The organism is Cedecea sp. Ae19-4 (assembly GCF_059801165.1).
This window is the reverse complement of record NZ_JBCHWG010000002.1, coordinates 613486-625936: the sequence shown is the minus strand read 5'-3', so window position 1 is coordinate 625936 and position 12451 is coordinate 613486. Positions and strand designations below refer to the sequence as shown.

Sequence of the window (12451 nt, the reverse complement as noted above, 5' to 3'; positions counted from 1 at the left end):
AAGTGCTTACCGGGGCTATCTCTGCCCCGGTAGGTTAAAACATCAGCCAACTGACCAGCGGTGCGACCAAAACCGTCACCACGCCGGACAGCATCATCACCAGGCTGGCAATCACCCCTTCCTGCGGCCCCAGCTCATAAGAGCGAGCGGTACCCGCGCCGTGAGAAGCCGCGCCGAACCCCGCGCCTTTGGCTATCCCTTCCCTGATCGACAGGCGCAGAAACAGCACGTCCCCCACCGCCATGCCGAACACGCCGGTGATCACCACAAACAGCGCCACCAGTTCAGGCTCGCCGCCGATGGGCTTCGCGGCCGCCAGGGCAAAAGGCGTGGTAATTGAGCGCACGGCCAGGCTGCGCTGAATGCCGTCCGGCAGGGTAAATAAGCGGGCCAGCCAAATCGAGCTGGTTACCGCCACCACCATCGCCGTCAGCACGCCCGCAGAAAGCGACATCCAGTGGCGTTTTATCACCCGAAGGTTGTCATACACCGGCACCGCAAAAGCAATGGTGGCAGGCCCAAGCAGCCACAGCAGCCAGTGCGCCTCTCCCATGTAGTTGCTGTAGGAGATATGGCCGAAGACGAGCATCCCCACCAGCAGCACCGGCGTAAAGACCAGCGGCATCAGCGGCAGTTTGCGAAAACGGCGATACAGGCGTTTATTGGCGAAGTAGAAAACCAGCGTGACCACAAGGCACAGCACGCTGAGCTGGAAGTTAGTCATTGCGGGACTGCCTGCGGGCTTCGCGAGCCAGTTCAAAGCGGTAGACTTTTTCCACCACAAAGGCCGTGCTGCCGAGCACCAGCACGGTGCTGACCGCTATCACGGCAAAAATACGCCAGCCCTCCACCATCAACAGCTGCGAGTAGTTCACCACGGCCACAACCGCCGGGACGAAAAACAGCAGCATCTCGGCCAGCAGCCATTTCGACCCTTCCCTGACCCATTTCAGCGGCACAATGCGGCACACAATCAGCGCCAGCAGGAGCAACATCCCCACCAGGTTCGCGGGCAGCGGCAGATGCCCCCACGTCACCAACTGTTCGGCAAAAACAAAAAGTCCGGCGTACAGCGCAACCTGCACGGGGACACGCAGGCTATGCATTACAGCAGGCGTAAAACGGCCTAACGCCAATGCCATGATCGGTGCTCCAGAAAAAATACCAGCCCCGATTATAGAGAGCGGTTCATCGCTACTGAAATGAATTAAAATCATTGCAGGTATAGTTAACAGGAATAGTTATGGACATCAGAACGCTGCGTTATTTCGTTGAAGTCGTCCGCCAGCAGAGCTTCACCCGGGCGGCGGAGAAGATGTTCGTCACGCAGCCCACCATCAGCAAAATGCTGCGCAACCTCGAGGATGAGCTGAACTGCACGCTGCTGATCCGCGACGGCCGCCGCCTGCTGCTGACCGACACCGGCCAGGTAGTATTCCAGCGCGGGCTGGCCATCCTCGCCGAGTTTCGCCAGCTTGAGGCCGAGCTGAGCGACATCAAGCAGCTCACCAACGGCGTGCTGCGCCTCGGTATTCCGCCGATGGTTGGTACGCTGATGACCGGCCCGATAGGCGTGTATCAGCACCGCTACCCCGGCGTGGAGTTCAAGATTTCCGAATTCGGCGGCCTGACGGTGCAGCAGGCGGTGCTTAACGGCGATCTGGATTTGGCGGTAACGGCCATCCCCGTAGAAGATGAAGACGCGCTGACGGTTATGCCGCTGTTTCGCCATCCGCTCTGCGTGCTGGTGCCCCGCTCCGGCCCGTGGATTGGCCGCACCAGCGTTGACCCGGCGGAGCTCGCCGAGCACCCGCTGCTTATCTACAACGAAGATTTCTCCCTTAGCCGCCAGCTGATGCAGCTGTTTGCCGACCACGGTTTTACCCCGCGCATTGCGGTGCGCAGCGGGCAGTGGGATTTCCTGGCGGCGATGGTACAGGGCGGCGTGGGGATTGCCGTGTTGCCGGAGCCGATTTGCCGCAAGCTCGACCACACCACGCTGATGTGGCTGCCGCTGAACAGCAACCTGAGCTGGCAGTTAGGGATGATTTGGCGTGAAGGGGTGTATATTTCGCAGAGCGCGCAGGCGTGGATTGATTGCTGCAGAGAGTTCTGGCCGGCAGTGGAAACCGGCCAGAACTAGCGGGATTACTCTTTTTCGATCAGCAGCGCTTCCAGCAGGTCGAGATCGTGCAGGAGTTTTTGCAGGGTCTCATTGCTGATTTGCTGGGTGGCGCGCAGATGGTAAAGCTCAGCGCGCTCTGAACGCAGCGCCGTCAGGCGGAAGCGGCGCTCAAGGTTCTCTTCAAGCTCGCTGCTTTCTACATCATTACGTCCGTCTGCGCGGCGGCGTAAATTCCCGATAACCCGCGAACTCACCTCTTTCAGTAGCTGGTCGTCGATGTTCTCTTCGCTGTCCGCGGCCAGGCGCTCCTCCATTTTCTGGATAGCGACAATCGCTACTTCGGCCGTGGCGGACCGGGCCAGCCGCTCCTCTTTGCGCGACAGAGATTTATCCCCAACCTCAACGTTTCGCAGCAGAATCGGCAGCATGATGACCCCGGCAAACAGCGAGAACAGGATCACGCCTGCGGAGAGGAAAATCAGCTCATAGCGTGCCGGAAAAGGCGTGCCATCGTTCAGCAGCAGCGGAATAGAAAGCACACCGGCCAGGGTGATGGCCCCGCGCACGCCGGCAAAAGAGGCAATACCCAGCTCGCGGGTGGTGAAAGAGCCAAACTCCAGCGGGCGCTTTTTCAAAAAGCGCAGGCTGAGGCGCTTCATCGACCACAGCCACAGGAAACGCACCGCAATCAGGGCGAAATAGATCATCGCCACGTCGAGGAACAGCATCCACAGCTCAACATTCGGATCGGCATTAGCCGCCGCAACGGATGTTTCGAGAATGCCCGGCAGCTGCAGGCCCAGCAGCAGGAAGACCATGCCGTTGAACACAAACTCCAGCATCGCCCAGACGCTGTTCGCGCGCAGGCGCATGGTCAGCGGGGCGCTACGCAGCACGCCGGAACGGGTAATGGTCATCCCCGCGGCTACCGCCGCCAGAATGCCGGAAACGCCGATGTGTTCAGCAATCAGGTAAGAGGCGAACGGCAGCAGAAGCAGCAGCAGGATTTGGGTGGCGGGTTCGTCCCCGCTCCAGCGGCTCATCAGGCGCAGCGATTTGCCGTACAGCCAGCTGACCGCAATCCCCGCCAGCAGGCCGCCAATGGCAACCTTGAAGAACTCCAGTGAAGCCCCGCCGACGCTAAAGGCCATCGCCCCCACGGCGACCGCCACCGCAAGCTTCAGGGAAACCAGGCCAGAGGCGTCGTTCATCAACGCTTCGCCCTGCAATATCCCCATGATCTTCTTCGGAATCCGCCCTTCGCCGACAATCCCGGACAGCGCCACGGCATCCGTCGGTGACAGCACGGCAGCCAGCGCAAAAGCAGGCACCAACGGAATACCCGGCACCAGGAAGTAAATCAGGAAGCCGATGCCAACCACGGTGACCAGTACCAGCACCAGCGCCAGGCCAATAATTTCGCGGCCATGATGGAGAAATTCATGAGTGGGCGTTTTCCAGCCGTCGGCAAACAGCAGCGGCGGAATAAACAGGACCAGGAATAGCTCAGGGTCGAATTCAACGTGTAAGCCAAAGTGCGGCCAGGCAAGCAGCGCCCCGATGGCGATTTGCATTAACGGCAGTGGGATCTGAAACGGCAACATACGTGTTACCACCCCAGAGAGGGAGACCACCAGGGTCATAATCAAGATTGTGAAGAAAATTTCCATGTTTTCCCTGAACGTGATGTGTGATTTGAAGCGTCACTCTTAGCGGTTGTTTTTATAATAAAACAACTTTTTGCATCACATTGGAACCGGAAATGCCCGAAGTGGGTGAAAGCGGCGGGTTACAGAGCGCAACCCGCACGAATTGAAAATCAGATAGCCCAGCCGCCAGCGTAGAACGCCACCAGCGCAACGGCAATAACGACGGTGCCGATGTTCAGCTTGCGCCATTCACCGGATACTACGCGGCCAATCACCAGAGAAGCAAAGCCGATCATGATCCCGGTGACGATGTTGCAGGTCAGCACGATGAATACCGCGGTAATCAGCCCGGCCATCGCATCCACGAAGTCCGCAAAGTCAATTTTGGCAACGTTGCTCAGCATCAGCAGGCCAACATACATCAGCGCAGGTGCCGTGGCATATGCCGGTACCAGGTAAGAGAGCGGCGACAGGAACAGGATCAGCAGGAACAGCACGCCAACGGTGATGGCTGTCAGGCCGGTTTTGCCGCCTGCCGCGGTACCCGCTGCAGATTCGATGTAAACCGCCGCCGGGGCTGCGCCCACCAGGCCGGAGAACACGCTGCTCAGGGAGTCGGTGGTCAGCGCTTTGCCGCCGTCAATGATCTGGCCGTCTTTGTCCAGCAGGTTTGCCTGACCGGCTACCGCGCGGATAGTGCCGGTGGCGTCAAACACGGCGGTCATCACCAGCGCCAGCACGCTCGGCAGAATAATCGGGTTCAGCGCGCCCATGATATCCAGGCTGCCAATCAGCGAGTTGCCTTTGTCATCGCTCAGCGACGGCATGGCGAAAACGCCGGAGAAATGCACGTTCGGGTCGAAGATCAGGCCGACAATGGACACGCCGATAATGGTCAGCAGAATGCCGCCCGGCACCTTCAGTTTTTCCAGACCAATGATCACCGCCAGGCCAATCAGCGACATGATCACAGGGAAGCTGGCGAAATGCCCCAGCGCAACCGGCAGCCCATCCAGCGGGTTTTTAATCACCAGGCCGACGCCGTTCGCGGCAATCAACAGCAGGAACAGGCCGATACCGATCCCGGTGCCGTGCGCCACGCCCATCGGCAAATTGCGCAAAATCCAGCTACGAATGCCGGTGGCAGAGATAAGGGTGAACAGAACGCCCATCAGGAATACCGCGCCAAGGGCGACCGGCACGCTGATGTGCTGGCCGAGCACCAGGCTAAAGGCGGTGAAGGCGGTCAGCGAGATAGCGCAGCCGATGGCCAGCGGCAGGTTCGCCCACAGGCCCATCACGATGGAGCCCACGCCTGCCACCAGGCAGGTAGCCACAAAGACCGCAGCCGGTGGGAACCCGGCTTTGCCGAGCATTCCCGGCACAACGATCACCGAGTAAACCATAGCAAGGAAGGTTGTGAAACCGGCGACAACTTCCTGACGCACGGTGCTGCCGCGTGCAGAGATTTTGAACCAGGCGTCGAGCGAACCGCCGGCGCGCGGAGAAGGTGTAGACATAGTGAAAAATCCCCTGAGATTTTTAGAATGACGTTTGCCCGGGTGGTGGACAACCCGCTGCCAGTTAAACGTTGTCTCCCTGCGCTACGATTGTGACAAAGGGGTGTCACAAAAAAGCAATCGTTTAACTCCACACGGACAAATCGGTGTTACAGAATTAAGGCAAACGATTATCCTGCCTTCCTGACGGGATTTTCAACTTAACTTTTGCGATTTTCGCGGAAAATATGCTCAGCTGATGAATTATTCGCCTTAGGGTGCGCAAACGTTATCGTCAATGCGCAATTTCGCAACAAAAACGCAAAAAAGTTAGGCTGGTTTTCTCTCGCTTTACTTTTGCGGCGATCACGCCCCAGGGATTTCAAAAGGGCCGCCTTGATTTAATGCTCGCTGCCAGGCGGGGCGCGTTTGCACATTTTTCATCCACCCCTGGGTGTGCGGCATGTCGTTGACTTCACCTCTCGCCAGCAACGCGGCCACCGGGAAACTCATCTGAATATCTGCCGCGCTGAACTGTTGCCCGGCGAACCACGGGAGCTGGCTCAGGTGATCCTCAATAAAACGGGCATGGGTGGTGAGTTGCTTATTCAGCCAGGCTTTCTGCACGCCCTGCCCCAGCGCTTTGCCCACCGGGCGCAGCGGCCAGGGTACCGGGGCTTTGCCGAGGCTACCAAACACCAGCTTCATTAACAGCAGCGGCATCAGCGATCCTTCGGCGTAATGCAGCCAAAAGCGGTACTGGATTTTGTCGTTAATGTCCTGCGGCTTCAGGTGGTTTTCGCTGTCGTAGGTTTCCTGCAGGTACTCAAGAATGGCACCTGATTCCGCCAGGATATGGCCGCTATCTTCCACCACCGGGGATTTGCCCAGCGGATGGATTTTTTTTAGCGCTTCCGGGGCAAGCATGGAGGGCTCCCGCTGGTAACGTACGATCTGGTAGGGCTGCGCCAGTTCTTCCAGCATCCAGAGTACGCGCTGGGAACGGGAGTTATTGAGGTGATGGACCGTGAGCATGAGATAACCCTCTGTTTAGCCAGATGGAATAACTATAGGAAAGCCCTGCACGGATCACATGTCAAAAAAATGAACAAAAAAAGAACAATTGACCTTGCAAAGTGAAGGGACAGACCTACACTTAAATTGTCGGTGCAGACCGGAACCTCCAAAGTCAGTGAAGTGTGTACGTAGCTATGTGTAAGCGTTATCGAGGGGTGCCGACGTCGGGGGAAACCCTCCTGCCAGAACGGGATAGAGCGAAAGACAAAGACCGGAAAACAACTAAAGCGCCCTTGTGGCGCTTTAGTTTTATATGGCAACGGATGATCCCTGTTAAGCAATGCCGCTACTGAAGACGCCATTAATAAACCGGGACAATCAATTCATTGATTTTCGGCTAATAACAACAAAGAGGGAAAAACCACGCTTTTTCCCTCTTTGTTAGCCGTCTTGAGCACCCTTGTGGCGCTTTAGTTTTATGTTTGAAAGATAATTTTCAATCTTCCAACAGCCTTGCGCCGGTCCCCTGCTCGCCCAGCTTGTCTCCAGGGTTACGCAGTGGGCATTGCGCCCCGGATAAACAGCCACAGCCAATGCAACCATTCAGTTCGTCACGCAGCGCGGTCAGCGTGGCAATGCGGTGGTTCAGCTCTTCGCGCCATTGCGATGACAGCTTCTTCCAGTCGTTTTTGTTGATTGAATGGCCGTCGGGCAGCACGCCGAACGCATCCCCGACGGTGCTCAACGGAATGCCAATGCGCTGCGCAATTTTTATTATCGCCACCGTTCGCAACACATCACGCTGATAACGCCGCTGATTGCCTGCATTTCTCGTACTTTTAATCAGACCTTTGCTTTCGTAAAAGTGAAGCGCGGAGACGGCCACGCCGCTGCGCTTTGCCACTTCACCGGGCGTTAACAGCGTTTTTATTCGGGGCAATTTCTTTTCCATAATGCTCTTTACCTCAAGTTAACTTGAGGAATTATACTCCCTGCCAATGAAACTAGCTAACCCGGAAATGAGGACGACTCATGGCTCACCAGGACATCATTTATACGTTGACTGAATGGATTGATGAACATATTGACCAGCCGCTGAACATCGACGTGGTGGCGAAAAAATCAGGTTATTCAAAGTGGTACTTGCAGCGAATGTTCCGCACCGTCATGCACCAGACGCTGGGTGAGTACATCCGCCAGCGCCGCCTGTTGATGGCTGCCACCGCGCTACGCACTACCCAGCGCCCTATTTTTGATATCGCGATGGACTACGGGTATGTCTCGCAGCAAACCTTCTCCCGCGTGTTCCGCCGTGAGTTTGACCGTACCCCAACGGATTACCGCCATCAGGCCTAAGAAAACCAACAGGAGTTGGAGTGAAAAAGTTAAGTTTTGCCATTTTGGCCATCGGGCTTGCCTCAATGGCCGCTCAGGCGGCAACCATTTATACCGCGTTCCCTGACAGCGTTAATCCGAAACAGAAATACGTTTTTTACACGCACGGGAAAGTGTTAGAGGGAAATATTGACCGGCCGATTAATCCAAATAAACCGCAGTGGGGCGTTTACGATTTCCCGGCGGTGAAAGAGAAGCTCAGCGATGATGGCTACAACCTGATTGCTTATCACAGAGCCAAAGATACTCAGCCAGATCAGTATGCCGAAAAGCTAAAGCAGGATGTGAACACGCTGATTGCAAAAGGCGTTCCGGCTAAGAATATTACGCTTGTCGGCTTCTCACGCGGCGGCGAAATTACCATTCTGGCGGCAAGCAAACTGCAGAATAAGGCGCTCAACGTTGCCATTCTGGCGGGATGTACTCATTCCATTCAGGATGACGCCCGCAATCGCCTGTACGGGAACGTGCTCTCCATTTATGAAGCCTCGGATGAAGTGGGTTCCTGCCAGACGATTGTGAACCACAGTCCGGGGATCGTTCATTATAAAGAGATAAAAATCTCTACCGGCCAGCAGCACGGGGCATTTTTCCGCCCTAACCCAGAATGGGTTGTTCCTTTAAAGCAGTGGCTCGCGAGCCACTGAGGCCTTGCGTACGGGGATCCCGCCTGGCGTATAGAGCCAGGCGATAAACTCTTGCGGAGGCAGTGCCTTCGCAAAATACCAGCCCTGGCAATACTCCACGCCGTGATCCACCAGCCACGCCACCTGCGCTTCGGTTTCAACCCCTTCGGCAATCGTCGTTAACTTCAGGCTGTGGGCAATTTCAATGATGTGTTCCACCAGCAAGTGGCTGGCCCGCTCGCTGGCGAGGGAATCAATAAAGCTTTTGTCGATTTTTAAAATATCGACGTTCAGGTACTGCAGATTGTGCAGATTCGAATACCCGGTGCCAAAGTCATCAATGGCGACTTTAAAGCCCGCGTTGCGAAACTCCTGGATAAACGGCCTGGTTTTTTCAACGTCAATAAACCCTCGCTCGGTCACTTCGATTTTTATCTGCCCCGGACGAATGTTGTAGGTTTTAATCCGTTCTGAAAGTACGGTGATTAAGCGTGAAGAGTGAAAATCAGATGCTGAAAGATTAATCGAAATATAGAGGCCGGGATGGTCGGCAAGAAATTCACCAAAATCTTTAAATACGGCATCAACCACATAGTCCGATATTTTGTGAATCAGGCCTTCAGATTCTGCCAGCGGAATAAACGTCCCGGGGCTGATGGTTTGTCCATTAAAATTCACCCACCGCAGCAGCGCTTCTGCCCCCACGCAATAGCCATTTTGAATATCAATAATGGGCTGATAGTGAAGTTTGAGCTGTTTTCTGGCCAGCGCTCTTAAAAGCATCCGCCGCGGGGAATTTAATTGCTGACGGGTTCGGGACCACATAATTAATATCAGCAGGCTGCAAATAACGCCTAACGGAAGCGTCAGCGTCAGCTGGTGATACCACTGGCGGTTAAACAAGGTTTCTGACGTGGAAACAATCACCGCAATCGGTCTTTTAGCCGACTGGTCGACGGCGTAAAAACGGTTATCCTCGGTAAACGCTTTCTCTTTACGCAGAATAAAACTGTGCAGAAGGTCGCTGTCGGCCCCCGGACTTAAAGAGAAAAAACTGCGGGTGACGGTGTCGTAGACGCCATAAATCAGCGAGTCATCTTCGGACAAAACTTCTGACCAGGTGAGCGGGTTAATCACCGCCATATAATGCCCACGCTGCATGTAGGTCATTTTATGCCCGGCATAAAACGGCGTATCCAGATAATAATAAATCGCGACGTCCGGTTTACGGGTATAAGAAGGGAGCGGCGCTGGCAGCGCTTTTAACGGCTTATAGCTGGTCGAGCACAGCAGCTTATCGCCGCTGACGTAAATTAAATCGGCGACAAAAAGTTTACCGCGCACAATATCCAGCATATTTGCCATATGCCGAGGACTGCATATTTCCCCGGAAAAACGTTCCGCCTCGCTGCGCGCCTCATTAACATGGCTGATGACGATTTCCGTTTTTTCCATCACCAGTTTGCCAAAAGAGTGCAGGTGCTGCTGGGTGTCACTGGTGGCGCGAACATGGGCAAAATAAATTGCCAGCATTATCGGCAGGCAAACGATCAGGACAAAACCTGAGGTACGCAACGCCTTAAGATAAATCCGTTTCACCATGATGCTCACACGTCTCTGCTTTTATGCGCCTGTTTTTATACTTTATTAGAACAACCTGATGACCACCGATTACGTTGCATCATAAAGCCTGCTTTAGCAATAGCCTTCAGCCGTTAACTCTGCGGAAATTAATTTGCGCAACAAAGAGATAAGAGGAACCGGGATGCTGTTTAGCTTAAGATTTAACCCACCGCGTTAATATGAGTTTTTCTGGGGTTAAAGCAGCAGGGAATGATTATTTAAACGAAATTGTGGTAAACGTCAGATAAACAAAATGTTCACGCCTTCCACGTCCTGGTTTTCCTAAAAACCCCCGCCGACCAGGCCTCAAAACCGCGCAAAAAACCATCACAGCGCTGGTGATTAAACACACAAAAGTGATACACTTCACACTATCAGTGCAACAGAAAAATAAATTGCAGCTTTTTGAGGAACAAGGTCCATGGCAACAATCACCACCGGCGTGATGCTCATACGCTGGCCGCTGCTTAGTGCGGTTTTGATGTTTTTGGCAAGCAGCCTGAATATTCAGTTTCGCCGCTCGGATTACCGGGCTTTAGCCATAATCAGCAGCGGGCTGGGGATTGCCGCATCCTGCTGGTTTGCCATGGGTTTATTGGGCCTGACGCTCGGCGACTTCCCGATTATCTGGGCGTCGTTTAAAACGGGGCTGGTCGAGATCATCGCCAGAATGCCGCCCGAATGGCCGACGATGATGCCTTAACAGGCTGAGAAGTATTAAAAAAACCGCCTTCATCGGCGGTTTTTTACTTTCAGACGACAAAGCCGTAATCCCGCAGTATTTGCCGCGCAGCGTCCGAGACCAGGAACGCCCGCAGCGGCTCCGCCCGTTCGTCGCATACCGCCAGCCCATAATCGGCCTGAATATTGTAGGACGCCGGGATCTCGAACACCCGCAGTTCACGATGGACCTGCAGCGCTGCGGCATAGCTTCGGTAACCAATCATCAGATCGGCCTGCCCGCTGGCAATAAGCCACTGCGCCGCAAGCCTGCCGTCGGGCACGGCCTGCGTGTCCGGTCCGCCAACCAGAGCTAAGGCTCGCGGCTGCAGGGCGATGCCAAATTCAGCTTCAAATCTGCCAAAGAACTGCCATGTATAATCCCCGGAAGGATCGCTGCCCGGCGTGGACGTGCCAATGCGTAAGGCCGGATTGCTCAATAGCGTTAGCCAGGTACTCTGCTCATCAACGCAGTGCGCCGCCGCCGTCAGGCAAAGGGCGTTCCCGGCAAACCGGTGAACCGCCCGAGCTTTGCCCCGCTCCAGCAGCGTGTGCGGGTGCGCCATGTTTGCCGACGCAAACAGCGAACAGTTTTCACCGGCTTCTATACGGGCTCTTAGCAGGCCCGCAGGCCCAAATTGCGTCTCTGTCGGCAAGCTAGTTTCCTGCTCAAACTGGGCCATAAGCGGCTGCCAGACTCGCCGCAGGCTTCCCGCCGCCAGAATTTGCAGCGTCATTACTCAACGCCTTCATAGTGGGTGCGGTAAAAACGCTGATACCAGCTGTCGGCCACTTTCTTCATGTCGATGTCTTTGAATCTGGCGGGATACAGTTTTTTCGCCATCCACAGCTCGCCGATCGCCATCGCTTCCGGCATCGGGTAGCCCCAGGCTTTGGCGTATTCCGGCATCAGCCAGACCTGATGGCTTTTCACCGCGTCGATCGGCTGCCACTCGGGCTTGCTGACGATCTCATCCACCACTTTGGGGTAACGATCCTGCACGAAGATCACCTGCGGATCCCAAGCGATCACCTGCTCCATCGACACCTGCTTGAAACCTTTCACGGTCGACGCCGCCACGTTCAACGCGCCCGCGTGGGCCATCATCAGGCCGGTATATTTCCCGGATCCGTAGGTGGTCAGGTCAGGATTGGCCATATAAGCCCGCACCCGCTGGTCTGCCGGGATGTCTTTCAGGCGGTCGCTGACCAGCTTGCGCTCGGCAAAAGTGGCGTCGATCAGCGCTTTGGCCTGCTTCTCTTTATTAACCACTTCACCAATCAGTTCGATGCCTTCTTTCAGGCCGAGATTATAGGCTTGCTCTTCGTCCTGCATCGACGGGTTCAGTTTGCCCTGCTCGCCCGGTGTATCGTGCCGCAGAGAAATCGCAATCACCGGGATGCCGAGTTTGCTAATGCTGTCGATCATCTCCTGCGGCGCATAGTTGGTGACGAACACCACCTGAGGGTGCAGCGCCACCAGCTTTTCGGTGTCCACGCTGGTTAAATCCCCTAACTGGGCCTTATGCTCAAGCTCCGGTGCCAGGCGCGCGTAGCCGCTGCCAAGCTGTTGCTTCCAGTTCGCCAGAATGCCAACCACTTTGTCGGTGGCGTTCATTTGCACCAGCAGGTTGAGCGTTTGGTGCTGAAGCACCACGACGCGGTTAACCTCGTCGGGGATCGTGACCTGGCGGCCAAGCTGGTCGGTGAGCGTGCGGTTCGCCAGCGCGCCGAGCGGGGAAAGTACTAATAGTGCGCCCAGCGTCAGGCGGCGGGTAAATCGGTTCACGGCGAGAG

13 protein-coding genes are annotated in these 12451 nt (G+C 55.5%); 4 read left to right on the top strand and 9 right to left on the bottom strand.

From position 1 onward, the window contains the following. Nucleotides 1–34: 34 nt before the first annotated feature. Both AAIE02_RS15720 and AAIE02_RS15715 read right to left on the bottom strand, forming a co-directional pair. Nucleotides 35–724 carry an LrgB family protein gene (locus AAIE02_RS15720; protein WP_008455777.1) on the bottom strand — a complete coding sequence of 230 codons (690 nt, stop codon included), beginning with the start codon at nucleotides 722–724 and terminating at the stop codon, nucleotides 35–37. Then, nucleotides 717–1142 carry a CidA/LrgA family protein gene (locus tag AAIE02_RS15715; protein WP_166877540.1) on the bottom strand — a complete coding sequence of 142 codons (426 nt, stop codon included), beginning with the start codon at nucleotides 1140–1142 and terminating at the stop codon, nucleotides 717–719. Before AAIE02_RS15715 ends, AAIE02_RS15720 begins: the two co-directional genes overlap by 8 nt. A 101-nt stretch (nucleotides 1143–1243) precedes the next feature. On the opposite strand from AAIE02_RS15715, the gene AAIE02_RS15710 reads away from it, so the two are divergent. After that, nucleotides 1244–2143, top strand: a complete 900-nt coding sequence (locus AAIE02_RS15710) for a LysR family transcriptional regulator (RefSeq protein ID WP_008455780.1) — start codon at nucleotides 1244–1246, stop codon at nucleotides 2141–2143. Between the two features lie 5 nt (nucleotides 2144–2148). Here the strand turns inward: AAIE02_RS15710 and AAIE02_RS15705 are convergent, their stop codons facing one another. The 4 genes from AAIE02_RS15705 to soxR form a co-directional block, all read right to left on the bottom strand. Further along, on the bottom strand, nucleotides 2149–3795 hold the full coding sequence (locus tag AAIE02_RS15705; RefSeq protein ID WP_008455781.1) for a Na+/H+ antiporter: 1647 nt from the start codon (nucleotides 3793–3795) through the stop codon (nucleotides 2149–2151). Between the two features lie 149 nt (nucleotides 3796–3944). Further along, nucleotides 3945–5294, bottom strand: coding sequence for a guanine/hypoxanthine transporter GhxP (ghxP, locus tag AAIE02_RS15700; RefSeq protein WP_166993107.1), 1350 nt, complete (start codon nucleotides 5292–5294; stop codon nucleotides 3945–3947). 345 nt (nucleotides 5295–5639) lie between these two features. Then, the gene (locus AAIE02_RS15695) at nucleotides 5640–6308 is read right to left on the bottom strand and encodes a glutathione S-transferase family protein (protein WP_498532870.1); all 669 of its coding nucleotides are present in this window, start codon (nucleotides 6306–6308) and stop codon (nucleotides 5640–5642) included. Nucleotides 6309–6786: 478 nt separating this feature from the next. Further along, complete coding sequence (soxR, locus tag AAIE02_RS15690; protein ID WP_008455786.1) at nucleotides 6787–7242, bottom strand: redox-sensitive transcriptional activator SoxR; 456 nt, start codon at nucleotides 7240–7242, stop codon at nucleotides 6787–6789. An 80-nt stretch (nucleotides 7243–7322) separates the two neighbouring features. On the opposite strand from soxR, the gene soxS reads away from it, so the two are divergent. Next, entirely contained in the window at nucleotides 7323–7646 is a 324-nt protein-coding gene (gene soxS, locus AAIE02_RS15685) for a superoxide response transcriptional regulator SoxS (protein ID WP_008455787.1), read from the top strand. A 20-nt stretch (nucleotides 7647–7666) separates the two neighbouring features. Beyond that, nucleotides 7667–8332, top strand: a complete 666-nt coding sequence (locus tag AAIE02_RS15680) for an alpha/beta hydrolase (protein WP_498532869.1) — start codon at nucleotides 7667–7669, stop codon at nucleotides 8330–8332. Here AAIE02_RS15680 and pdeC read toward each other — a convergent pair. Then, on the bottom strand, nucleotides 8306–9913 hold the full coding sequence (pdeC, locus tag AAIE02_RS15675) for a cyclic di-3',5'-guanosine monophosphate phosphodiesterase PdeC (RefSeq protein ID WP_498532868.1): 1608 nt from the start codon (nucleotides 9911–9913) through the stop codon (nucleotides 8306–8308). The two genes, AAIE02_RS15680 and pdeC, sit on opposite strands and share 27 nt — an antisense overlap. A 442-nt stretch (nucleotides 9914–10355) precedes the next feature. Between pdeC and AAIE02_RS15670 the strand changes: the two genes are divergently transcribed. Then, complete coding sequence (locus AAIE02_RS15670) at nucleotides 10356–10637, top strand: YjcB family protein (RefSeq protein ID WP_008455794.1); 282 nt, start codon at nucleotides 10356–10358, stop codon at nucleotides 10635–10637. 49 nt (nucleotides 10638–10686) lie between these two features. On the opposite strand, the gene modA is transcribed toward AAIE02_RS15670, so the two are convergent. Then, the gene (gene modA, locus AAIE02_RS15665; RefSeq protein WP_498532867.1) at nucleotides 10687–11391 is read right to left on the bottom strand and encodes a molybdate ABC transporter substrate-binding protein; all 705 of its coding nucleotides are present in this window, start codon (nucleotides 11389–11391) and stop codon (nucleotides 10687–10689) included. After that, nucleotides 11391–12443 carry an ABC transporter substrate-binding protein gene (locus AAIE02_RS15660; protein ID WP_498532866.1) on the bottom strand — a complete coding sequence of 351 codons (1053 nt, stop codon included), beginning with the start codon at nucleotides 12441–12443 and terminating at the stop codon, nucleotides 11391–11393. The genes modA and AAIE02_RS15660 overlap by 1 nt, the downstream gene beginning before the upstream one ends. Between the last annotated feature and the right edge of the window lie 8 nt (nucleotides 12444–12451).